The organism is Streptomyces orinoci (genome assembly GCF_003121295.1).
GTDB lineage: Bacteria > Actinomycetota > Actinomycetes > Streptomycetales > Streptomycetaceae > Streptomyces > Streptomyces orinoci.
The window spans coordinates 210,763-233,305 of record NZ_PHNC01000029.1 but is presented as its reverse complement, the minus strand read 5'-3'; the positions used below and the strand labels follow the sequence as shown (position 1 = coordinate 233,305).

Sequence of the window (22,543 nt, the reverse complement as noted above, 5' to 3'; positions counted from 1 at the left end):
GTTGCGGATCAGTGGAAGGAGTGCGCCTCCGTCGGGTACGCCCCACCCACCACATCCGCGGCGAAGTCACGAGCCGCATTGCCCAAGGCCTCGCCGAGCTGGGCGTACTGCTTGACGAAGCGGGGCACCCGTCCCTGGGTCATGCCCGCCATGTCCGTCCAGACCAGGACCTGCGCATCGCACTCCGGCCCCGCACCGATGCCGACCGTCGGAATGTGCAGGATGCGGGTGACCTCGGCGGCCAGCTCGGCCGGCACCAGCTCCAGCACCACCGCGAACGCGCCCGCGTCCTGAACCGCCTTGGCGTCCCGCAGCAGCTGCTGGGCCGCCTCCTCGCCGCGGCCCTGGACCGGGTAGCCCCCGTAGGCGTTGACCGACTGCGGGGTCAGGCCGACATGCGCCATCACCGGGATGCCGGCCTGCACCAGCAGCTCGATCTGGTGGGCGGAACGCTCCCCGCCTTCCAGCTTGACCGCGGTGACGCCCGCCTCCTTCACCAGCCGGGTGGCGTTGCGCAGCGCCTGGACGGCGCTCTCCTGGTACGCCCCGAAGGGCAGGTCGCCGACGATCAGGGCGCGCTTGGTGCCCCGTACCACCGCGGCCGAGAGCATGGTGATCTCGTCCATGGTGACCGGCACCGTGGACTCATAGCCGAGGTGACAGTTGCCCATCGAGTCGCCGACCAGCAGGACCGGGATCCCGGCCTGGTCGAAGACTGACGCGGTCATTGCGTCGTAGGCGGTGAGCATGGGCCACTTCTCGCCGCGCTCCTTGGCGGCGGCGATGTCGCGGACGGTGATGCGCCGGGAGGTGATCCCGCCGTACAGCGCCTTGCTGCTGTCGGACGTCTTCACGGCATGCGTCATTGCTCTGGCTCCTGTGATGTCGTCTCGAGGCGCCCTGACGGCGTCCCCGGATCGGTTCCATGCTGACACGGCCGCCGGGGACGGGGAAGACGGGGGCCGGACCCTCGGCCGGCAAAAATCCATCGCCGGAAAGCACGGCAAAGACTTGACACCTCTTTTCGATACGAGACGGTCTCGTATCGAAAGTGTTTTAGTCTGATGGCATGACTTCTCCTGTCGGGTCCGGCTCACCGCGTCAGGTTCCGGAGGCCGTGCACCGCAAGCGCTGGGCGATCCTCACCGTGCTGCTGTTCAGCCTGCTGGTGGTGGTGCTGGACAACTCGATCCTCAATGTGGCGATGAAGACCATCGCCTCCCCCAGACCGGCCGGGCTGGGGGCCACCCAGAGCGAGCTGGAGTGGGCGATCAACGCCTACACCCTGGTGTTCGCCGGGATACTCTTCACCGCCGGGCTGCTGGGCGACCGGCTGGGCCGCAAGAAGGTCCTGCTCTTCGGCATGACCGTGTTCGGCATCGGCTCGGTGCTCTCCGCGATGGCCGGCTCACCCGGTGAACTGATCGCCTTCCGGGCGGTGATGGGCTTCGGCGGCGCCTTTGTGATGCCCGCGACGCTGGCCATCATCATGAATGTCTTCGAACGCGAGGAGCAGCCCAAGGCCATCGGCATCTGGGCCGGCGCGGTCGGCCTGGCCATCGCCATCGGCCCGATCACCGGCGGGGTGCTGCTCTCCCACTTCTGGTGGGGCTCGGTCTTCCTGGTCAATGTCCCCATAGTGATCGCCGGGCTGATCGCCATGGTGCTGCTGGTGCCGGACTCCAAGGACCCCCGCCCCGGCCGCCTGGACCCGCTGGGTGTGCTGCTGTCCGTGATCGGCCTGGTGCTGCTGGTGTACGGCATCATCAAGGGCGGCCAGCTCGCCGACTTCACCCGGCCCGAGGTCTTCGGCACGGTCGGCGGCGGACTGCTGGTGCTGCTGCTGTTCGTGCTGCACGAGCGGCGCAGCGACCACCCGGCCATCGATGTGCGCTACTTCCGCAATCCGGCCTTCTCGGCCGCCGTGGGCTCCATCGCGCTGGTCTTCTTCGCGCTGATGGGCGTGACCTTCTTTGTGGTCTTCTACACCCAGAGCGTGCGCGGCTACACCCCGCTGCAGAGCGGTCTGCTGCTGCTTCCGCTGGCCGCCGCCCAGATGGGCTTTGCGCCGCGCGCCCGGCTGGTGGTGGACCGGTTCGGGGCCCGTGCGGTGTGCGCCGGGGGCATGCTGCTGGTGGCCGTGACCATGGCCGGTTTCCTGCTGCTGGACCGGGACACCCCGATCTGGGTGCTGGAAGTGATCTTCTTCCTGCAGGGGGCTGGGATGGCGCACATCATGCCGCCCGCCACTGTTTCGATCATGCAGTCGCTGCCGCGTGAGAAGGCCGGTTCCGGATCCGCGGTCAACAACACCTTCCGGCAGGTCGGCGGTGCGCTGGGGGTCGCCGTCCTGGGCTCGGTGCTCTCCACCACCTACCGTGACGGCATCTCCGGCAACCTCGATCGGATTCCTGGGCTGCCCGATTCCGCCAAGCACGCGGCCGGGGAGTCCGTGGAGGCCACCCTGGGCCTGGCCCAGCGCCTCGGCCCCGCCGGACGGGCGCTGGTCGCCCCGGCCGATGACGCCTTTCTGCACGCCATGCACATCACCGCGCTGTGCTCCTCGGCGGTGGCGGTGCTGGGCGCCATCGTGGTGACGCTCTTCCTGCCGGGCCGGGACTCCGCCGCCGGGGACGGGGACGCCTCCCGTCCGGAGCCCGAGAAGGAACAGACGGGAGCGGGCCGATGACCGGCACCGAGGTCGTACCCCCCGCCGTCCAGCGCGGCCGGCCGCGCAGTGGCGCGGTGGACTGCGCGGTGATCGACGCCGTGGTGCGGCTGCTGGAAGAGGGCGTGGGCATCGGCGATCTGTCGATGGAGCGCATCGCCCGGGAGGCGGGGGTCGGCAAGGCCACCGTCTACCGGCGCTGGCCGGGCAAGGAAGCGCTGATGCTGGACGTACTGCGCTCCCTGGACATCGCCTATGACCCGCCGCCGGCCGGGAGCACGGTCCGCGACGCCCTGGTCCATCTGCTGGAGCTGATGCGCCGCCGGGTGCTGGCCAAGCGTTCCTCCGCCGTGCTGCGGACGGTCATCGCCCAGGTCAAGGCGCACCCCGCGGTCTGGCGGGAGTATCACGACACCATCCTGGAGGCCCGTCGGCAGGTCTTTGAGTCGGTGCTGCGGCGGGGCATCGCCGAGGGGCTGATCCGGCCCGGGGCGGACCTGGAACTCCTCACGGATCTGCTGGTCAGCCCGCTGCTCTCGCGCTCGGTGCTGCATGAGTGGAAGGAGTTGCCGGAGGGGCTCTGCGAGGAGATCGTGGACACCGTGCTCTTTGGCGCCGGAGCGGCGGGTCCCCCGGCCACCGGCTGAACCGTCCTGATGTGCTCCCAATGTGCCCGTTGTGTCACAGCACGCCGGTACGGCCGCCGGTCCGGAACCCGGCCCCGCCGGCCGCCCGTCCTCCATCCCGACCGCTCCCGCCAGGGCAGGGGCGGTCGGGAGAGAGTGATGGCGCACGACCTTGGTGAGGACAACGGGATGCCACAGGCGTATATGGCGGAAACCGGCCACGAGGCAACGGGCGCGAAGCCGGCGGACTCGGCGGTACGGCGCTTTCTGAGCGGCTGGCGCGGCCCGGGCGTCTGGCGCCGGGGCCTGGTCATCGGGGCGCTGGCTCTGCTGCTGGGGCTGCTGATGCTGATGCATGCCGAGATCCCCAACCGGGTGGGCAATCTCGGCAGCCTCACCGAAACCTTCCTGCCGTGGCTGGGGCTGTTCATCCCGGTGCTGCTGGCGCTTGCGGTGCTGCGGCGTTCGGCGAGCGCACTGATCGCGCTGCTGCTGCCGGCGCTGGTCTGGATCAACCTCTTCGGCGGGCTGCTGGCGCCCAAGTCGCACTCCGGCGGTGACCTGATGGTGGTCACCCACAATGTCAACGCGGACAACCCCGACCCGGTGCACACCGCCAAGGCGGTGGCGGCCGCCGGGGGCGATGTGGTGGCGCTGGAGGAGCTCAAGCCGGACGCGGTGCCGGTGTACGAACGGGCGCTGGCAAGCACCTATCCGCACCACTCGGTGCAGGGCACGGTCGGCCTGTGGAGCAAGTACCCGCTGAGCGAGGCGCGTCCGGTGGACATCAAGATGGGCTGGACCCGGGCGCTGCGCGCCACGGTCGGTACACCGCGGGGGCCGCTGGCGGTCTATGTGGCCCATCTCCCCTCGGTACGCGTCAAGTTCAACGCCGGGTTCACCGCCGGGCAGCGCGATGACAGCGCGGCGGCGCTGGGGCAGGCGATCGCTCGGGAACGGGGCAAGCGGGTGGTGCTGCTCGGTGACCTCAACGGCACCATGAACGACCGGTCGTTGGCCCCGGTCACCTCCCAACTGCGGTCCGCCCAGGGCGCGGCGGGGGATGGCTTCGGCTTCAGCTGGCCGGCGAGCTTCCCGATGGCCCGGATCGACCAGATCATGGTGCGGGGGGTTTCACCGGTGGCGGCCTGGACCCTGCCGGACACCGGCAGCGACCATCTGCCGGTCGCGGCCCGCGTAAAGCTGTAGCCGGCCGGCGCACCGGGAACCTTCAGGGGCGTTCGCGCCAGCGGTTGGTGATGGGGAGGCGGCGGTCCTTGCCGAAGCCCTTGGGCGAGATCTTCGTACCCGGCGGGTACTGGCGGCGCTTGTACTCCGCCGTGTCCACCAGCCGCAGCACCCGGGCGACCAGCTCCTCCTCGAAACCGGCCGCCACAATCGCCTCCAGGCCCTGGTCGCGGTCCACATACAGCTCCAGGATCCGGTCCAGCACCGCGTAGTCCGGCAGCGAGTCCGTGTCCACCTGCCCCGGCCGCAGCTCCGCGCTCGGCGGCTTGGTGATGGAGTTCTCCGGGATGGGCGGGGTCTCACCGCGCTGCCCGGCCGCCCGGTTGCGCCACCGCGCCAGGCGGAAGATGCCCGTCTTGTACACGTCCTTGATGGGGCCGTACGCACCTACGGAGTCCCCGTAGAGCGTCGAATAGCCGCACGCCAGCTCGGACTTGTTGCCCGGCGCCAGCACAATGTGCCCCTCCTGGTTGGAGATGGCCATCAGCATGGTGCCGCGCAGCCGCGACTGGAGGTTCTCCTCGGCCAGTCCGGTCAGCCCCAACTCCCCCATATAAGCGTCGAACATGGGGGCAATGGGCTGGACGCGGAAGTGCAGCCCGGTGCGGCGCGCCAGTTCCTCCGCGTCGGCGAGGGAGTGCTCGGAGGAGTAACGGGAGGGCATGGCCACCGCGTGGACATTCTCCGCGCCCACCGCGTCACAGGCGATGGCGGCGACCAGCGCCGAGTCGATGCCGCCGGACAGGCCCAGCACCACGCTGCGGAAGCCGTTCTTGGTGACATACGCCCGCAGGCCGGTCACCAGCGCGGTGTAGACCTCCTCGTCGTCGTCCAGATGCCCGGCGCACTCGCCGGGGAACTCGACCGGGTAGGCGGGCAGCGGCCGGGCGGAGACCGTGTGGTGGTCGATGCGCAGCCCGTCGTCGATCACCCCCGACGGCGCCTCGGCCGCGGCGGCCGGCAGGTCCAGGTCCACCAGCAGGCACTGCTCGGTGAACTGGGCGCCACGGGCGATGACTTGGCCGTCGCGGTCCACCACAATGGTGTCGCCGTCGAAGACCAGCTCGTCCTGTCCGCCGGTCATGGCCAGATAGGCGGTGGTGCAGCCCGCCTCCTGGGCGCGCTTGCGCACCAGTTCCAGGCGGGTGTCGTCCTTCTCCCGCTCATAGGGCGAGGCGTTGATGGAGAGCAGCAGCCCGGCCCCGGCGGTCCGGGTGGCCGGTACCCGGCCGCCCTCCTGCCAGAGGTCCTCGCAGATGGCCAGGGCCACATCGATGCCATGCACCCGCAGCACCGGCAGGGTGTCGCCGGGCACGAAGTAGCGGAACTCGTCGAAGACGCCATAGTTGGGCAGATGGTGCTTGGCGAAGGTGAGCACCGCCTCGCCGCGGTGCAGTACCGCGGCCGCGTTCAGCGGGGAGCCCGCCGGGCGCCCCAGCCGGGGGGTGGCCTGCTCGCTGCGGTCGAGATAGCCGACCAGAACGGGAAGTTCGCCCAGGCCCTCGCGGTGCAGCCGGGCGGCCAGCTCGGCCAGGGCGGCGCGGCTGGCCTCGACAAAGGACGAGCGCAGCGCCAGATCCTCGACCGGGTAGCCGGTCAGTGCCATCTCCGGGAAGGCCACCAGATGGGCCCCGCGCTCGGCGGAGTGCCGGGTCCAGCGCAGCATCGACTCGGCATTGCCGGCCAGGTCGCCGACGCTGGAATCGATCTGGTTCAGGGCGAGACGAAGCTGAGGCACACAGCCAGTGTATTCGTCTTTCTGACGCGATCTTGGTGTGAGGGGAGCCACAGGAGTGACAGGGGTGAGGGAGGGGATGCCGGGGTTCCGGTGGCGTATGAGTCCGATCTTGTGAAAACCTTGCCCATCGCCCATGGCGAACCAGCCATGGTGACTGAAAACCCGCCAGGGTCCATGCCAAGGAGACTCGTTGAGCACGCCGCCGCAGGGGTGGGGCCAGCCCGCCCCCAATCCGTACCAGCAGATGCCCGCCGGATACGGTTACCCGGCCCCCGCCGCCCCCGCCGGATACCCGGCGCCCGCCCACTACGGCCTGGCCATGAAGCGGCGCGGCCCCTGGGCCGTCTGGTTCCTGGTGATCATCACGCTGGGGATCTACTCCCTGGTCTGGTACTTCAAGATCCACAAGGAGATGGCGGAGTTCGACAGCCGCCGCAAGATCAGCCCGGCGGGCTCCATGCTGACCATCTGGTTCGGCTGGTACCTGCTGATCCCGCCGTTTGTCTCCTACTACAACACCGGCAAGCGGATCGCCGACGCCCAGCGGGCGGCCGGTCTGCCGCAGACCTGCAGCGGCGGCCTGGGCCTGTTCCTGGTCTTCATCTTCGGCACGCACTCGGTCTACTACCAGAGCGAGCTGAACAAGGTCGTGGACCAGTACGGCCAGGTCCCCCCGGGCACCCAGATCCCGCTGGCCGCCTGATTCCGGCTTTCCCGTCCCCGGCCGGGCCCCCGTCGCATCGCGGCGGGGGCCCGGTTCGTTTCCGGGTCCCTACGCGCGGTAGCCGAGCACCGTCATCATCCCGGACTCCGAGTGGTAGACATTGTGGCAATGCGCCATCCACAGGCCCGGGTTGTCGGCGTCGAAGTCCACCGCCAGCCGCCGGCCGGGCAGCACAATGGCGGTGTCCTTGCGGGGGCCGCCGCCGGGCAGGGCGAAGGTGTGGCCGTGCAGATGCATCGGGTGCCACATGGTGGTCCGGTTGTCGAAGACCAGGCGGACCCGCTCCCCGGCCTTCACCGGCAGCCGCCGGTCCGGGTCGTACCTCTCCCCGTTGATCCGCCAGTCGTAGCCGGCCATGGAGCCGGTCAGCCGGAGGGTGAGCGTACGGTCCGGCTCCCGGCGCGGCAGCGTCACCGTACGGTCGGCGCGCAGCCGGCCGGCGGTGAGCGGTTCGCCGCCCAGCTCCCGGGGGCGTACATCCGCGCCGGGCGCGGTGCCGCCGCCGGTGCGCAGCAGCGCGAGCGCGGTACGGCCCTTGCCCTCCGCCAGCGCGGTCAGCGGGAAGACGCCGTCGCCGGCCGTCACCAGGACGTCATAGCGCTCGCCCATGCCCAGCAGCAGGGAGTCGGTGGCGGTGTGCTCCACCGGGAAGCCGTCGGTGTGGGTCACCGTCATCCGGTGACCGCCCAGCGCCACCCGGAACGCGGTGTCGCCGCCCGCGTTGACCAGCCGGATCCGTATCCGGTCACCGGGCTTGGCGGCGAAGGTGCGCGGGGCCTGCGGGGTACGGCCGTTGACCAGATAGTGCGGGTAGGCCACGTCCCCGGCGTCCCCGCCGAGAACGGCGCTGGTGGCACCCATCAGCATCCGGGACGGGCCGCCGCCGCCCGGCGCGGCCATGGCCTGGAGCATCCGGTGTGCGGGATGCGTCTGGTGTGTCCGATGCATCCCGTGCATCCCCGGCGTCCCATGGTCCATGCCCTTGCCATCGCCATCGGCCATGCCCATGCCCATGCCCATGCCCTTGCTCAGCTCGGTGAGCACCGAATCCGGAGTGCTTCCCTCCACCCCGTCCACCCAGTCGTCGAGGACGACCACCCACTCCTTGTCGTAGGACAGTGGCTCATGGGGATCCTCCACGATCAGCGGCGCGTACAGCCCCCGGTCCTGCTGCACCCCCGAGTGCGGATGGAACCAGTAGGTCCCCGGACGGGCCGTGGTGAAGCGGTAGGTGAAGCTCTGCCCGGCCGTCACGGCGGGACCGGTGACGCCCGGCACACCGTCCATGTCATTGCGCAGCGCCAGCCCGTGCCAGTGCAGCGAAGTCGCCTGGGGAAGCTGGTTGGTGAGGGTGGCGGCCAGGGTGTCCCCGGCAGTGACCCGGATCTCCTCACCGGGCAGGGCGCCGCCGTACGCCCAGGTCTCGACGGTGGTCCCGCCCAGATCCAGCCGGGCCGGCCCCGCGGTCAGCCGGACCCGGCGAACCGTGCCGCTGCCCCGGCGCCGCGCCTCGGCCGCGGCCACCTCCTTGCCGTCCGGCGCCACATAGGCGGGGCCCCGGTCCCGGGAACAGGCGGCGAGCAGACCGCTCGTGGCCGTGCCGATTGCCGCGCCCAGCAGGGCGCGGCGGGTGATCGTACGCATGGTTGGTGCACCTCGATGGTGTGTTGGTGTCCGCGAAGGGGATGACGAGCGCGAGCTCGCTCCTATACGCGCAGCACCGACAGCCGGGCGAGGGCCTTCTGCCGTGCCGGCGGAGGCTGCGGCCATGCCGCGAACACGGCCGGGAGGCGGGGCGGGACGGCGGTGGCCCAAACGGCCGGCGCCGCACCGAGCAAGACCATCAGCAGGGCGGCCCACCCACCGCCGAGCACGGCCACACAGACCGACATCGGATCCATGCCACCGGGGAGCGGGGCGCTCAACTCCGGTACGCGGCCTGTCGATGGCCGAGGTTGGGCGGCCAACCCCCCAGGCCGGCCCGGTGGTTCGGCAACGAGTGCCGCGTTGCGCGCGGCCGGGCCCGAGAGTTCGCCGGATGCCGTGGGCCGGGCGGAGTCCGTGGTCACCTGCTGCCGGATGTCCATGGCGGGCGCCCGGTTCGATGCCATGGCGGCGGTAGCCGGGTCCGCAGCACGGTCGTTGTCCGTCCGCAGGTGGAACGGGAAGCTCGGGTGGCCTGCCCCGCCCGGTGCTCCGGCGGCGGATGCCGGATGGGCCGGGCCCGGGGCCATGTGGGCGGGGCCAATGCCCGCGCCATGGGCGCTTCCTCCGCTGGGATGCCCCAGCGTATGCATGGTGACAATCCCCAGCAGCAGCGCGGCGAGCAGCAGCAGGCGGCCGTACCGGCCCGGCTTGCTCGCATGACGCATCTCAGGTCCCCTCCGCTCCGAGGAGCACCATACCCCCACCCCGTATCACCGCCGGAGGCGGATGTGCGCAGAGCGGGCCGAAGGGTTGATGATGGGGCGAAACGCAAAACGCTCGGCCCCGAAGGACGCTTCTCCCGCTTATGACCCTCAAGGAACAGGTCAGGGACGAACGTCCCGACACCGCCGCGCCCGCCGCCGCCCGGACGCGGCCGCCGATGATCTCCTGGGCCGGGCTGGCCCTGATGACCACCGCCTCGGTGGCCAATCTGCGCCCCGCCCCCTCCATGGCCCTCTACGGACTGGCCGCCGTCTTCCTCTACCTCGTGCCCGCCGTGGTCTTTCTGCTGCCCACGGCCCTGGTCTCCGCCGAACTGGCCTCCGGCTGGAGCGGGGGCATCTACCGCTGGGTCAGCGAGGGGCTGTCCAAACCGCTGGGATTTCTGGCCGTGTGGTGCCAGTTCGCGCTCACCATCGCCTACTACCCCAGCCTGCTGGCCTATGTGGCCAGTACCTTTGCCTATGTCGTGGATCCCGCACTGGCGGACAACGGGCGCTATGTCGCCCTGGTGATCGTGGTCATCTACTGGGCGGGCGTGCTGGTTTCGGCGCGCGGCACCAGGGCGGTGGCCGGACTGGCCGGGATCGGGCTGGTGATCGGCACCCTGATACCCGGCGCCGTGCTGGTCGTTCTGGGCCTGGTCTTCCTCGGCCAGGGCAACCACCCGGCCGCGCCCATGGACACCGGCCACCTGCTGCCGCCCTGGACCGGCATCGCCTCCCTGGTGCTGATCGTCGGCAACTTCCTCTCCTACGCGGGAATGGAGATGAACGGTGTCCATGTCTCCGCGCTGCGCAGGCCCGAACGGGACTTCCCGCGCGCCGTGTTCACCGCCACCGGCCTGGTGCTGCTGATCTTCATCCTGCCCGCGCTGGCCATCAGCTGGGTGATGCCGGGCAAGGACCTCAGCCTCACCGCCGGAGTGATGCAGGCGTTCCAGGGCTTCTTCGACCACTTCCACATCGGCTGGCTCACCAAGGTGGTCGGGGTGCTGCTGGTCGCCGCCGCCCTCGGCGGCATGCTCACCTGGCTGGCCGGACCGTCCCGGGGACTGCTGCTGGTCGCCCGGCAGGAGGGCTATCTCCCGCCGGTGCTCCAGCGGCTCAACAAACATGGCGCCCCGCGCAACATCATGGTCGCCCAGGGCCTGCTCACCACCCTGATCGCCCTGCTCTACGCGGTGATCCCCAATGTCTCCAGCGCCTACTGGATCTTCTCCGTGATCACCGCCCAGATCTATCTGGTGGTCTATCTGCTGATGTTCGCGGCCGTGGTGCGGCTGCGCAGCCTGCGCCCCGGGCAGCCGCGCGGCTTCAGGGTGCCCGCGGTGCGCCTGGTCGCCGGGACCGGGTTCGCCGCCTCGCTGGCCGCCATGTGCATCGGCTTTGTACCGCCGGAGCAGTTCGGCGGACAGCCGCTGTGGCGCTATCTGCTGATCGTCGGCGGCGGACTGCTCATCCTCGGTTTCCTCACCCCGCTCGCCTTCCTCAAGTTCCGCAAACCGCACTGGATCACGGCCGGGCGGGACGGAGCAGCGGAATCCGCCGGGGACCGGGAAGGCCCCGCCTTCGACTAGCGTTGCGTTAACCGAAGGGGAGCCACCGGGATGCGATCCGAACACCGCCCGCCAGGGCAGATGCTGCGCGTCGGCGGAGTGCCGCTGCATGTGGTCCGCGAGGGCGCCGGGCCGGTGTGTGTGCTCAGCGGCGGTCTGGGCATGGGCTGGTTCGACTGGGAACCGGTGGTTCCGCTGCTTGCCCCGCACCGCACCGTGGTCCGCTTCGACCGTCCCGGCCTGGGCTTCAGCGCCCCCGCCGAGGAGCCGCCCACCGCCGTCGGTGAGGCCCGCCGGATCGCCGGGGTGCTGGACGCCCTGGGCCTGGCCGAACCCGCCACGGTGGTGGGCCACTCACTGGCCGGATTCCACGCGGAGGCATTCGCCCGGCTCTACCCCGAGCGCACCGCCGGACTGGTCCTGGTGGACGGCAGCGTCGAGGACAACGCCCGCCCGCTGCCCGCCGGTGAACTGCGGCACGTCGCCGCCCGGGCACGCGGCCGCGTGGTGGCCGCCGCCGGACTGCCCAGAGCCCTGGGCCCGGCGCTGCGCCGGCTGAGCGTACGCGCCTCCTCGGTGGGCCGCCGCGACCCGGCCCCCGAGGAACTGGTGCGCCTCACCTATGGCACCGGCCGGGTGGTGCGCGCGGTGCTGATGGAGAACGCCCGCTACCGCGATGTGGCCGCGGAACTGGAGCGGCTGCGGGCCCGGCATCTGCTGCCGCCGGTCCCCGTCACCGTGCTCGCCGCCTCGCCCGGCACCGGCTCCTGGCTGGAGCGCCGCTGGCTGCAACGCCAACGGGCGCTCGCCGAGCGGCTGGACGGCCGCTTCGAGGCGGTCGCCCCCGCCGGGCATCTGCTGATGTACGACCGGCCGCAGGCGATCGCGGCGGCGGTGCTGGCGGTACGGCCGTCCCGGCGCTGAGGCGGGCCGCGTCAGCCGCGGAAGGGGGCGTAGGGCCGGCCCGGAACCGGCTCCCGCCACTCCTGCCGGGGAATGGCGCCGGAACGGCGCCGGAATTCGCGGCGCGCGTACGCGACTTGGCGTGCGCCGGGCTCAACTCCCAGCACGCGTGCGGTCCCTTCCCAGGGCGAGCAGGCGGTCCCCGTCGGCGGCGAAGAGCGCCTTGTCGGCACCGGACCGGCATCCGATCGGCGTGCTGGGCAGGCCGCGCCGGGCAATGGCCGCCGATACCCCACACCCCGTGGGCCCCGCTTGACCCTCACCTCACGTCAGGCAGCAAGGTGATTCAGGTGATCCAGGTGATCCGCGGACGAAAGGAACGCCATGAGCCACACCGTCGGCCAGCTGTCGGGATTCGCCGGTGTCACGGTACGCACCCTGCACCACTACGACCGGATGGGACTGCTCTGCCCGAGCGAGCGCAGCCCGGCCGGCTACCGGCTCTACTCCGATGCCGATCTGGCCCGCCTCCAGCAGATCCTCTTCTACCGGGAACTCGGCTTCCCCCTCGACGAGATAGCCGCCATCCTGGACGACCCCCGGGCCAACGCCCTGGATCTGCTGCGCGCCCGCCACCGGCAGCTCAGCGAACAGGTCACCAAACTCAGACGCCTGGTCGAGGTCGCCGAACGCGCCATGGAGGTGGAACGCACCGGCGTCCGGCTCACCGCCCGGGAACGCTTCGAGGTCTTCGGCGAGATCGGCTTCGACCTCAGCTATGCCACCGAGGCCCAGCTGAAGTGGGAGCACAGCGAGGGGCACCAGCGGTCCATGGCCAGCGCCGCCGCGCACAGCAAGGAGGACTGGCAGCGGCTGATGGCCGAGGCCGCCGACTGGCGGGAGGAGGTCTGCGCCGCCTTCGACGACGGCGAACCGGCCGACGGGGCACGGGCCATGGACCTCGCGGAGCGCCACCGACAGCACATCGCCCGCTGGTTCACGCCCTGCCCCTATGAGATGCATCTGCGCATCGCAGCGGACTTCGCCACCGACGCCCGGGCCTTCGCCCTGCTGGTCCCACCGTCCCAGCAGCGTCCGGGTCTGGCCGACTATCTGCACCGTGCGGTGCGGGCCAATGCGGTGCGGGGTGACGGGGGGCGGCCGGACGCGGGCCCGGCCGACGGGGGTCAGGTTGGCGCCGACCGGGCGGTGGCCCGGTGAAGCTGGTTATCACCGCCGCAGGTTCGCGCGGCGACATCGCCCCGTACACCGGGCTCGGGGCCCGGCTGCGGGAGGCCGGCCATGAGGTCACCCTCGCCACTCATGAGGGCTTCGCCCCGCTGGTACGGGCCGCCGGGCTGGACTTCCGCTCCCTGCCCGGCGATCCGCGCGGCGGGCCGGCCGGTGACCGCCGTCAACTGATGGCAACGGCCGCCGCGTTCGCCCGGAAAATGGCGGCCGGGCTGCCGGACGCCGTCCCGGAGGACACCGAAGTCCTGCTGCTGTCCACCAGCACCGCCCCCTTCGGCTGGCACCTCGCCGAGGCCACCGGTGTCCGTTCGCTCGGCGTCTACCTCCAGCCCACCACACCCACCGGGGACTTCCCGCCCACTGTGGGCGGTACGCGCTCGCTGGGGCGGCTGGGAAACCGGGCCATGGGACGGTTCTCGCTGCGCATGGTGGACCGGCTGTTCGCCGATGCCGTCCATGAGTTGCGCCGCTCCCTCGGTCTGCCGCCGGCCGCTCCGGGCGCCGTGCGGCGCCGGCTGGAGGCGGACGGCTGGCCGGTGCTGCACGGTTTCAGTTCTGCCGTGGTACCGCGGCCACGTGACTGGCGGCCCGGTCTGGCCGTCACCGGAAACTGGTGGCCGCACCACGCCGAGTCCCAACTCCCCTGCGACATCGAGGACTTCCTCGCGGCCGGTCCACCGCCGGTGTTCGTCGGCTTCGGCAGCATGGCCACGGGGGAGGGCGAACGACTGGGAGAGCTGGCCGCGTCCGGGCTGCGGAAGGCCGGGCTGCGGGGGGTGTTGCAGGCGGGCAGTGCGGGGTTGTCAGCGGACGTCGAGGGGGACGACCTGCTGACCATCGGGGACGTTCCGCATGCGCTGCTGCTTCCGCGCTGTGTCGCGGCCGTGCACCATGCGGGGGCGGGTACGGCGGCCGCCGCCCTGCGGGCGGGGATCCCCTCGGTGCCGGTGCCGGTCACGGCCGATCAGCCGTTCTGGGCGGCGCGGGTGGCGGCGCTGGGTGCGGCGACTCCGCCGATTCCGTTCGCCGCGCTCACGGTGGAGGGGCTGGCGGCGGCTCTTGCGCGGGTGACGGCGGAGCCGTCCCCCTTCGCGCGGGCGGCGATGGGCGTGGCGGTTGCCATGGGGGAGGAGGACGGGGCGGGGGCGGTTCTCCGGGCGCTGGAGCGCTGCTGATCCGGGTGTTCGCCGGGTGCGGGTGCGTTTCCGCCTGCGGGCCCGTTTCCGCCTGCGGGTGCGTTTCCGCCTGCGGCGGGCTGCCCCCACCCACGCGCCACCCGTGGCGATAACCGGGTCGGTTGAGCCAATTCGTGGGTGGCTTGGCGACGTTGGCGGCCGCGGGCCGTCTGGCGCCGACGGCGCATACGCACCGGAAGCCCTAACCCCGCGTAGGCGGCACCTCCCGCGCGGCCTCCGGACCTACGCACCGTGACCGTCCCAGCCGCACCACCGGCACCACCCGCTCTCCGGCCCGTTCCCGGAACCGGGCGAACTTCGGTTCCGCGGCGATCTGGCGGCGCCAGGCCTCCTGGTACTCCGCTTCCTCCGTGACCTCCTCCGCCTCCGCCCGGAAGGTGTCGCCGCCCACCTCGACGGTCAACTCCCCGGGGTGCGCACGGAGGTTGTGGTACCAGGCCGGATGGGCCGGGGCGCCGCCGTTGAGGGCGAAGACCGTCCAGCGGTCCCCGGTGGGCAGATAGACCAGCGGCGTGGTGCGCGTCCGGCCGGTGCGGGCACCCCTGGTGGTGAGCAGCAGCAGCGGCTTGCCGGCGAACTCGCCGCCGACCCAACCCCCGTTGGCGCGGAACTCCTCGATGACGCGCAGGTTGAAGGGGTTGGCATTGACCCCGGCGAGCCCTGCCTTGCCCGCCGCCCCCGTCACCACCGCCCCCGCCTTCGACGCCTCCATCATGACGACACGGCCGTGTCGGCGATAGGAGCGATAGAAGCGATACGGGCGAACTGTTCCGCCGAGAGCCGGAGTTGCAGCGCCGCCGCGTTTTCCGCGAGATGGTCCGGAGAAGAGGTGCCCGGGATGGGGATCACCGTGGGGGAGCGGTGCAGCAGCCAGGCCAGCGCCGTCTGCGCGGGGGTGGCCCCCAGCTCCCGGGCAACCGAGGCCAGCGGACCCTCCGCACCCGCGTGCTCGCCCATGGCCACCGGGAAGTAGGGGAGGAAGGCGATGCCCCGCTCGGCCGTGAAGTCCACCACCGGCTCATGGCTGCGGTCGGCGAGGTTGTAGAGGTTCTGCACACTGGCGATCGGCGCGATCTCGGAGGCGGCGCGGATCTCGTCCACCGATACCTCGGAGAGGCCGAGGTGCCGGACCTTGCCCTCGTCCTGGAGCTGCTTGAGGGCGCCGATCTGCTCGGCCAGCGGATACTCCGGGTCGATGCGGTGGAGCTGGAGGAGCTCGATGCGCTCCACCCGCAACCGGCGCAGGGCCAGTTCGGTCTGCTGCCGGAGGTAGGCGGGGTGGCCATGGGTGACCCACTCGGTGGGACTCGGCCGCACCACGCCCACCTTGGTGGCCACCGTGACCGAGCCGGCATAGGGGTGCAGGGCCTCGGCGATCAGTTCCTCGTTGGCGCCCAGCGCATAGGCGTCAGCGGTGTCGATGAGATCGATGCCCAGATCAATGGCCCGCCGCAACAGGGCGATGGACGCGGCGCGGTCGGTGGGGGCGGTCCAGATATGCGCGGTCCGGCCGCGCCGGGCGTCGGGCGCGCCCGCCAGGCGCATGGCGCCATAGCCGATCCGGCGGACGGGGAGGTCGCCGCCTATGGGGAAGATGGTGGGGTTGTCCATTGTCGTTGCCATGCGAGGGACGCTAAGAGCTCACATCGATGTGAGATTCAAGTGGATGTGAGGGGGATCACATGCGGATCGGAGAGCTGGCCGAGCGCACCGGGGTCGGTGTCCGGCTGCTGCGCTACTACGAGGAACAGGGGTTGCTGGTCTCCCGGCGTACGCCGGGTGGGCACCGGACATACGCCGAGGACGCGCCGCTGGTCGTCCGGCGCATCCGGATGCTGCTGGAGGCGGGACTGCCGACGCGGGTCATCGGGGAGGTGCTGCCGTGCATCGAGGGGGACGGGATGGAGGTCCATCCCTGTCGTGGTGAGCAACTGCGGGAGCAGTTGCGGGGGATGGACCGGCGGATCGCCGAGATGAGGGAGAGCCGTAGCTCGCTGGCGGCGATCGTCGCCGGGTGCGGCGCCGGTTCCCCGCCGAAGAGTTGACCAACTCCCGGGTGGTCGCGCGCCGTTGATGGCCGCGGACCGTTCGCCGACGATGGCGGGTGACCCCCGCCGGTGGGGCCGGCCCGCCCGGCAGGGGGCCCGGGGGCACCCGGCGGGCTCCGTGAGGAGGGGGCCGGGGCGGCGGGTGCGCCGATCCCGGCCTCCTCCGCAAGGTAAAGGGCGAGTAAAGTGCACCCCGGCCGGGTGTGCCCCGCCCCGTCCCGTACGCGAGTGCGGGAAGCGCTCTCCGTCCGAGCGTAAGTACGATGCAGGAGGGGGCTGAGGGGCGGTGGAACCGGCCGGAAACCCCTCGGTAACCCGCGGACGTGATACTCAAGGTCCCAGTCCCGCCCGCACCCGGTGACCCGAGCCGTCTGACCTGCGAGGATAGGTAGCCATGGATAAGCAGCAGGAGTTCGTGCTCCGCACGCTCGAAGAGCGCGACATCCGGTTCGTGCGGCTGTGGTTCACCGATGTGCTGGGCTACCTGAAGTCCGTGGCCGTCGCCCCCGCAGAGCTGGAGCAGGCCTTCGACGAGGGCATCGGCTTCGACGGCTCCGCCATCGAGGGCTTCGCCCGGGTCTATGAGTCCGACATGATCGCCAAGCCGGACCCCGGCACCTTCCAGATCCTGCCCTGGCGTGCCGAGACCCCCGGCACCGCCCGGATGTTCTGCGACATCCTGATGCCGGACGGCTCCCCCTCCTATGCCGACCCGCGCTATGTCCTCAAGCGCATCCTGGCCAAGACCTCCGACCTCGGTTTCACCTTCTACACCCACCCCGAGATCGAGTTCTTCCTGCTCAAGGACAAGCCGGTGGACGGCACCCGGCCGGTGCCCGCCGACTCCTCCGGGTACTTCGACCACACCCCCACCAATGTCGGCATGGACTTCCGCCGCCAGGCCATCACCATGCTGGAATCCATGGGAATCTCCGTGGAGTTCAGCCACCACGAGGGCGCCCCCGGCCAGCAGGAGATCGATCTGCGCTATGCCGATGCCCTCTCCACCGCGGACAACGTCATGACCTTCCGCGTGGTGATGAAGCAGGTCGCCCTGGAACAGGGCGTACACGCCACCTTTATGCCCAAGCCCTTCTCCGAGTACCCGGGCTCCGGCATGCACACCCACCTCTCCCTCTTCGAGGGCGACCGCAACGCCTTCCACGAGTCCGGCGCCGAGTACCAACTCTCCAAGGTGGGCCGCTCGTTCATCGCCGGCCTGCTCCGCCATGCGGCCGAGACCTCGGCCGTCACCAACCAGTGGGTGAACTCCTACAAGCGCATCTGGGGCGGCTCCAAGCGCACCGCCGGCGCGGGCGGCGAGGCGCCGTCCTACATCTGCTGGGGCCACAACAACCGCTCCGCGCTCATCCGGGTGCCCATGTACAAGCCGGGCAAGACCGGCTCCACCCGGGTCGAGGTCCGCTCCATCGACTCCGGCGCCAACCCCTATCTGACCTACGCGGTGCTGCTGGCGGCCGGCCTCAAGGGCATCGAAGAGGGCTATGAACTCCCGGCGGGCGCCGACGACGATGTCTGGGCCCTGTCCGACGCGGAGCGGCGGGCCATGGGGATCGAGCCGCTGCCGCAGAACCTGGGCGAGGCCATCGAGCTGATGGAACGCAGCGAACTGGTCGCCGAGACGCTGGGTGAGCATGTCTTCGACTTCTTCCTGCGCAACAAGAAGCAGGAGTGGGAGGAGTACCGCTCCGAGGTCACCGCCTTCGAGCTGCGCAAGATGCTGCCGGTGCTGTAAGGGCTGTCCGTGTAACAGGAATGTATTAGGGCGTGGCCGGGCGGAACGGTTGGCCCGGCCGGGTGCATCGTGGTGATCAGAAACGCTCGCTCATACCCCTTGTGCCGAGCGGCCGATGTCACCGACCGATATTGAGGCAGAAACGATGCGCGCTCAGAAGTTAACCCTCACCGCCCTGGCCATCGCGGCTGGTCTCACGCTCACGGCCTGCCAGAGCGACGATGACGGCAAGGGCCAAAGCGCTCCGTCGTCCCCGGGCTCCGCGTCTTCCTCGGGCTCCGGCGGTTCGGATGCGGGCGGTTCGGATCAGGGCAGCGGAAAGGGCTCCGCGGGGAAGAGCTCCGGCGGACAGGGCGCGGCCGCCGGGACCGGCTCCAAGGAGAGCGGCAAGGCCGCCAACTGCCGCACCGACGAACTGCGGATAACGGCGAAGGACGGCACCATCGACGGTGACCCCGAGGGCACCGTGGTGGTGGAGCTGAAGAACCGCGGCGGCCACAGCTGCGCGATCTCCGGGTACGCGGGCGTCGATCTGAAGACCAACGCGGGGTCGCTGTCCGCGAAGCGCACCGGTGAGCGGGCTCCCTCGATCATCCTCAAGGCGGGGCAATCGACGGCCTTCGGCATCAGCTATCCGGTCAACAAGACGGGTGGCTCCGGCGTTCGCATCACGGGGCTTCTGGTGACCCCGCCGAACGAGACCAAGACGGTCTCCCTCCCCTGGCCGGGCGGCGCCACCTTGCCCGTGACGGACGGCTCCGGCTCCCAGGTGAAGGTCGGCCCGATCGGAAGCACCGGTCAGGGCGGCTGATCCGCACGCTTCGAGGACGGGCGTCGCCTGATCGCCAGGACACGTCTCAGGGCCATCAACCCATCGATCAGCCCCTGCCGGACAGGCACCCAGGGCGGACGGCGCCAAAGTCTCCTGGCTTCAGGTGACTTGAAGTCACTTCAGGCGCCGTTGGCCTCGCCTTCCGGAACACCGTTCCATCGCCAGGAGGTCCGGCGCGGCCTGCCCGGCAGCTCAATGCGCCCCGTCGCCCAGAGCAGGGCGCGCCAGGCCCCTTCTTCCCCGATGGCCACATCGGGGAACAGTCGCGCCATCACCCGCTCACAGATGCCGAGCGGCGGCTTCCAGACGGCCCCGAGCCCCTGGGCCACATCCTCCATGTGCACCAGGGCCTCGACGACCCCCATGGCGGCGAAACCCTCCGGATCGGCGACCCCGAAGGTGTGGTACGCCCGGGTTTCCGGCGACTTCGTCCGTACCACGGCCGCCAGCAGCCCCGTACAACCCTCCAGCACCTGAAGCAGGCCCTCCAGGCCGGTGTTCCGGTCGGCGTGCACCGTCTCATTGGGCCCGCCGGGGCGGAGCCGGTTGAACACGGTGGGGACGTATCCGTCCAAGGGCGGCATGGGCGGGGCCAGTTGCAGGGCATAGCAGAACATGTCATCGGCGAGGTGCGAGACGGTCTCCCAGCAGTCCCACTCCAACTCCCCGGCCGGGTTGGTCCAGGCGGCGGCGGGTGCGGCACGGCAGACGGCGACGGCCTGGCGGAGGACTTCTTCCAGGTCGTCGGGGGTGATGGGGGAACGAGTGAGGCGTGTTGACGGCATGGCGAGAACCTACCAATGAGGACCCGGAGCGCCAGCTGTTTCCGGGCCCGCCTGTTGGCGATAGTGAACTCATGCCACTGACAACCGAGTTCACCCATCTCCTTGCCGTCCGGCATCCGATCGCCCTGGCGCCGATGGGCGGCATCGCCGGCGGCGCCCTGGCGGCGGCCGTCTCCAACGCGGGCGGGCTGGGCCTGGTGGGCGGCGGGCGGGGCGAGGCCGACTGGCTCGACCGCGAACTGGCCCTGGTCGCCCGGCACACCGAACGCCCCTGGGGAGTCGGCTTCCTCACCTGGGCCATCGGCCCGGAGGCCGTTGACCGGGCGCTGGCGCGCCGCCCCGCCGCGGTGATGCTCTCTTTCGGCGACCCCGCGCCATACGCGGAGCGGATACGGGCCGCCGGGGCCCTGCTGATCGTCCAGGTCACCGACCTCGACGAGACTCAACGGGCCCTGGACGCGGGCGCGGACGTCCTGGTCGCCCAGGGCACGGAGGCGGGCGGACACGGCGGAGGCCGGGCCACCCTGCCCTTCGTTCCGGCAGTGGTGGACCGCGCCGGACCCCGCCCGGTACTGGCCGCCGGCGGCATCGCCGACGGCCGCGGCCTGGCGGCGGCCCTCGCGCTCGGCGCCGCCGGAGCGCTGACCGGCACCCGCTTCCAGGCCAGCCGGGAGGCGCTGAACGCCCACGCCGTGGGCCAGGCGCTGATCGAGGGGCGCGGCGACGACACCGAACGCGGCCGGGCCCTGGACATCGCCCGCGGCGGCGACTGGCCCGACCGGTACACCGCCCGCACCCTGCCCAACCGCTTCCTGGAGCAGTGGCGCGGCAGAGAGGACGAACTACGCGGGGATGCGGGGGCGTTGTCCGCGTACCGGGCGGCGGCCGCGCGCCAGGACCCCGATGTCGTACCGGTGTGGGCCGGGGAGGCGGTGGACCTCATCACCGATCTGCGGCCGGCGGGGGAGTTGGTGCGAGCGATGGCCGCTGAGGCGGAAGGGGTGGTGGGGCGTTTGGGGAGGGCGCTTCAGTGAAACCGGTGTCCGGTGTTCCGTCACGGTGCTTTTCGGGCATTCTTGCCCCCTGTCACCTTGCGGTCAATTCCGGACTGACTGGATGGAAAGCCAGTCACATTCGCAACGATCTGTGGCGCCTTGTGAACGCTCTGTATAGGTTCTGGGGCGGTTCGGGGGCCCTGCGGCGGCCCGGACCGAAAGCTCTTTCGCCGGATCTGGAGGGGGAAATCGCATGGCTGACATCGATCTCGGGCTGGCAACGGACTGGGCGGAGGGAGAGACTCACGGCCGCATTCAGCTGCGGCAGAACCAGGTCTACCCGAACTCGCCGAAGAAGGACGTGCTTATCAGCTCCCCGGTGAGCATCGAGCTGTCCGTGAATACGAACCGGTCCTCCTCGCAAGAGGCGGACAAGATCTACTTCACCACCTACCACGGCTCCACGAAGAAGATCATCGCGGTGCTCGACTCCGACGGCAACCTGCAAATCGCCGGCCGCCTGATCACCGAACAGAAGGACCTCCGCTACTAGGACACCCCTTCTGGCGGGCGGACTTGGCCGCACAGTTGCGTGATCCTGTTCGTCTTCCGCCTGGCCGTGACACGCAGGCGGCGGGCGTCACGGCCAAAGACAGGCAGGTGTGGCATCTCCATGAGATGCCGCACCTGTCCCCGCTCCGCGTCTCAGGCGTGCGGGCGAAGGTGGCCTGTGCCAGGCAGGGTTCGGGTGAAGTCGGCCCAGGGGGCGGGGCCGAAGGCCAGTTGGGGGCCTTGGGGGTTCTTGGAGTCGCGGACGTGCACGGTGTCGGGTGTTGCCGCGACTTCGACACACGAAGGTCCGTCACCATTGCTGTAGCTGCTCTTTATCCACTCCGGGGAAGCGCAGCTTCCGACATGGGACTTGAGGGTCATGTCTCTCCCCGCACTTTCTCGATGAAGGCCAGCGACTCCCGTGGCGTGAGAGCCTGCGCCCGGATGATCCCATACCGCATGTCCAGGATCTGCGTCTCCTTGGGGTCAGTGATCACGCGACTGGTGAGCTGCACTTCATCCAGTCCCACCTTCGTCCCGTCCCTGAGCTTCAGCAGCCGGAACGGCCCGTGGATCCCACAGTTGTCCTCGCGGTTCAGCGGCAGGACCTGGAGGTCCACGTTGCGCAACTTGCCCACTTCCAGGAGGCGTTCGAGTTGGTGACGCATCACCATTGTGCCCCCGATCGGGCGGCGCAATGTGGCTTCGCACAGCACGTAACTGAAGACCGGAAGGCCCGCTGAGCCACCGATGATCTCCTGACGGGCCATGCGCGCGGCGAGACGTCGCTCCAGCTCGTCTTCTGTGAAGGGTGGCCGCCGCGAGGCGAAGACCGCGCGTGCGTAGCCCTCGGTCTGCAAAAGCCCGTCGATCACGCAGTTGTTGTACGCGCCCAGTTCGCTCGCTGCTTGCTCCAGCCTTGCCAGGTCCCGCACCTTCTTGGGGTAACGGGATCTCGCGATGTCCTGCTTCATCGCCGAGAGCTTCCCCGACGCCCCCAGGACTTCGTCCGCCTTGTCCAAGAATTCGGGCTGAGGAACCCGAACCCCCTGCTCCACCTTGTAAACCAGCGCCTCGCTGTACCCGATCACCGCCCCCAGCTCCGCAGGCCGCAGTCCCGCTGCCTCCCGCCACAGCCGCAACTGGCGGCCGACCGCCGCGACCATCACCACCGACTCGTCGTCCGGGTCCAGCTCCCACCCCGGCTCGTCAACACCCTGCTCCGCAGCGCTCATG

At 70.6% G+C, this 22,543-nt stretch carries 22 protein-coding genes; 13 read left to right on the top strand and 9 right to left on the bottom strand.

All coding sequences use genetic code 11. The features are described from left to right. Window positions 1–8: 8 nt before the first annotated feature. The gene (gene panB, locus CV755_RS15710) at window positions 9–866 is read right to left on the bottom strand and encodes a 3-methyl-2-oxobutanoate hydroxymethyltransferase (protein ID WP_109280868.1); all 858 of its coding nucleotides are present in this window, start codon (window positions 864–866) and stop codon (window positions 9–11) included. A 203-nt stretch (window positions 867–1,069) separates the two neighbouring features. Between panB and CV755_RS15705 the strand changes: the two genes are divergently transcribed. The 3 genes from CV755_RS15705 to CV755_RS15695 all read left to right on the top strand — a co-directional run bounded on the left by CV755_RS15705 (window position 1,070) and on the right by CV755_RS15695 (window position 4,503). Continuing rightward, window positions 1,070–2,689 carry an MFS transporter gene (locus tag CV755_RS15705; protein WP_109280867.1) on the top strand — a complete coding sequence of 540 codons (1,620 nt, stop codon included), beginning with the start codon at window positions 1,070–1,072 and terminating at the stop codon, window positions 2,687–2,689. After that, window positions 2,686–3,315, top strand: coding sequence for a TetR/AcrR family transcriptional regulator (locus tag CV755_RS15700; protein ID WP_109280866.1), 630 nt, complete (start codon window positions 2,686–2,688; stop codon window positions 3,313–3,315). Before CV755_RS15705 ends, CV755_RS15700 begins: the two co-directional genes overlap by 4 nt. 168 nt (window positions 3,316–3,483) lie before the next feature. Continuing rightward, complete coding sequence (locus CV755_RS15695; RefSeq protein WP_109281892.1) at window positions 3,484–4,503, top strand: endonuclease/exonuclease/phosphatase family protein; 1,020 nt, start codon at window positions 3,484–3,486, stop codon at window positions 4,501–4,503. Between the two features lie 22 nt (window positions 4,504–4,525). Here the strand turns inward: CV755_RS15695 and CV755_RS15690 are convergent, their stop codons facing one another. Next, entirely contained in the window at window positions 4,526–6,280 is a 1,755-nt protein-coding gene (locus CV755_RS15690; RefSeq protein ID WP_241561232.1) for an NAD+ synthase, read from the bottom strand. A 190-nt stretch (window positions 6,281–6,470) separates the two neighbouring features. On the opposite strand from CV755_RS15690, the gene CV755_RS15685 reads away from it, so the two are divergent. Beyond that, window positions 6,471–6,983 carry a DUF4234 domain-containing protein gene (locus CV755_RS15685; RefSeq protein WP_241561231.1) on the top strand — a complete coding sequence of 171 codons (513 nt, stop codon included), beginning with the start codon at window positions 6,471–6,473 and terminating at the stop codon, window positions 6,981–6,983. A 69-nt stretch (window positions 6,984–7,052) separates the two neighbouring features. Here the strand turns inward: CV755_RS15685 and CV755_RS15680 are convergent, their stop codons facing one another. Together CV755_RS15680 and CV755_RS34960 are read right to left on the bottom strand one after the other, a co-directional pair. Then, a complete protein-coding gene (locus CV755_RS15680; protein WP_109280864.1) occupies window positions 7,053–8,648 on the bottom strand; it encodes a multicopper oxidase family protein in 1,596 nt (531 codons plus the stop codon). Window positions 8,649–8,710: 62 nt separating this feature from the next. Beyond that, a complete protein-coding gene (locus tag CV755_RS34960; protein WP_109280863.1) occupies window positions 8,711–9,376 on the bottom strand; it encodes a hypothetical protein in 666 nt (221 codons plus the stop codon). 140 nt (window positions 9,377–9,516) lie between these two features. Between CV755_RS34960 and gadC the strand changes: the two genes are divergently transcribed. The 4 genes from gadC (at window position 9,517) to CV755_RS15655 (ending at window position 14,318) form a co-directional block, all read left to right on the top strand. Beyond that, entirely contained in the window at window positions 9,517–11,010 is a 1,494-nt protein-coding gene (gene gadC, locus CV755_RS15670) for a glutamate/gamma-aminobutyrate antiporter GadC (protein WP_109280862.1), read from the top strand. Between the two features lie 30 nt (window positions 11,011–11,040). Next, window positions 11,041–11,913 carry an alpha/beta fold hydrolase gene (locus CV755_RS15665; protein WP_193553409.1) on the top strand — a complete coding sequence of 291 codons (873 nt, stop codon included), beginning with the start codon at window positions 11,041–11,043 and terminating at the stop codon, window positions 11,911–11,913. 363 nt (window positions 11,914–12,276) lie between these two features. Then, on the top strand, window positions 12,277–13,113 hold the full coding sequence (locus tag CV755_RS15660; RefSeq protein WP_109280860.1) for a MerR family transcriptional regulator: 837 nt from the start codon (window positions 12,277–12,279) through the stop codon (window positions 13,111–13,113). Next, entirely contained in the window at window positions 13,110–14,318 is a 1,209-nt protein-coding gene (locus CV755_RS15655; RefSeq protein WP_109280859.1) for a glycosyltransferase, read from the top strand. Before CV755_RS15660 ends, CV755_RS15655 begins: the two co-directional genes overlap by 4 nt. Before the next feature lie 202 nt (window positions 14,319–14,520). Here CV755_RS15655 and CV755_RS15650 read toward each other — a convergent pair whose 3' ends face one another. Both CV755_RS15650 and CV755_RS15645 read right to left on the bottom strand, forming a co-directional pair. Continuing rightward, a complete protein-coding gene (locus tag CV755_RS15650; RefSeq protein ID WP_241561230.1) occupies window positions 14,521–15,054 on the bottom strand; it encodes a nitroreductase/quinone reductase family protein in 534 nt (177 codons plus the stop codon). Further along, window positions 15,051–15,962, bottom strand: a complete 912-nt coding sequence (locus CV755_RS15645) for an aldo/keto reductase (protein ID WP_241561229.1) — start codon at window positions 15,960–15,962, stop codon at window positions 15,051–15,053. The genes CV755_RS15650 and CV755_RS15645 overlap by 4 nt, the downstream gene beginning before the upstream one ends. Window positions 15,963–16,021: 59 nt before the next feature. On the opposite strand from CV755_RS15645, the gene CV755_RS15640 reads away from it, so the two are divergent. The 3 genes from CV755_RS15640 to CV755_RS15630 all read left to right on the top strand — a co-directional run bounded on the left by CV755_RS15640 (window position 16,022) and on the right by CV755_RS15630 (window position 18,954). Beyond that, entirely contained in the window at window positions 16,022–16,384 is a 363-nt protein-coding gene (locus CV755_RS15640; RefSeq protein WP_109280856.1) for a MerR family transcriptional regulator, read from the top strand. Between the two features lie 397 nt (window positions 16,385–16,781). Beyond that, window positions 16,782–18,143, top strand: coding sequence for a type I glutamate--ammonia ligase (gene glnA, locus CV755_RS15635; protein ID WP_109280855.1), 1,362 nt, complete (start codon window positions 16,782–16,784; stop codon window positions 18,141–18,143). A gap of 145 nt (window positions 18,144–18,288) precedes the next feature. Next, window positions 18,289–18,954 carry a DUF4232 domain-containing protein gene (locus CV755_RS15630; protein ID WP_109280854.1) on the top strand — a complete coding sequence of 222 codons (666 nt, stop codon included), beginning with the start codon at window positions 18,289–18,291 and terminating at the stop codon, window positions 18,952–18,954. 140 nt (window positions 18,955–19,094) lie between these two features. Here CV755_RS15630 and CV755_RS15625 read toward each other — a convergent pair whose 3' ends face one another. Further along, the gene (locus CV755_RS15625; RefSeq protein ID WP_109280853.1) at window positions 19,095–19,760 is read right to left on the bottom strand and encodes a maleylpyruvate isomerase N-terminal domain-containing protein; all 666 of its coding nucleotides are present in this window, start codon (window positions 19,758–19,760) and stop codon (window positions 19,095–19,097) included. A 71-nt stretch (window positions 19,761–19,831) separates the two neighbouring features. Between CV755_RS15625 and CV755_RS15620 the strand changes: the two genes are divergently transcribed. Both CV755_RS15620 and CV755_RS15615 read left to right on the top strand, forming a co-directional pair. After that, window positions 19,832–20,794 carry an NAD(P)H-dependent flavin oxidoreductase gene (locus tag CV755_RS15620; RefSeq protein WP_109280852.1) on the top strand — a complete coding sequence of 321 codons (963 nt, stop codon included), beginning with the start codon at window positions 19,832–19,834 and terminating at the stop codon, window positions 20,792–20,794. A 214-nt stretch (window positions 20,795–21,008) separates the two neighbouring features. Further along, complete coding sequence (locus CV755_RS15615; protein WP_109280851.1) at window positions 21,009–21,308, top strand: DUF6342 family protein; 300 nt, start codon at window positions 21,009–21,011, stop codon at window positions 21,306–21,308. A gap of 152 nt (window positions 21,309–21,460) precedes the next feature. Here the strand turns inward: CV755_RS15615 and CV755_RS15610 are convergent, their stop codons facing one another. Both CV755_RS15610 and CV755_RS15605 read right to left on the bottom strand, forming a co-directional pair. Continuing rightward, window positions 21,461–21,688, bottom strand: a complete 228-nt coding sequence (locus CV755_RS15610) for a DUF397 domain-containing protein (protein WP_109280850.1) — start codon at window positions 21,686–21,688, stop codon at window positions 21,461–21,463. Continuing rightward, window positions 21,685–22,542 (bottom strand): helix-turn-helix domain-containing protein, encoded by an 858-nt coding sequence (locus tag CV755_RS15605; protein WP_109280849.1) that lies wholly within the window; start codon window positions 22,540–22,542, stop codon window positions 21,685–21,687. Before CV755_RS15605 ends, CV755_RS15610 begins: the two co-directional genes overlap by 4 nt. Window position 22,543 lies beyond the last annotated feature (1 nt).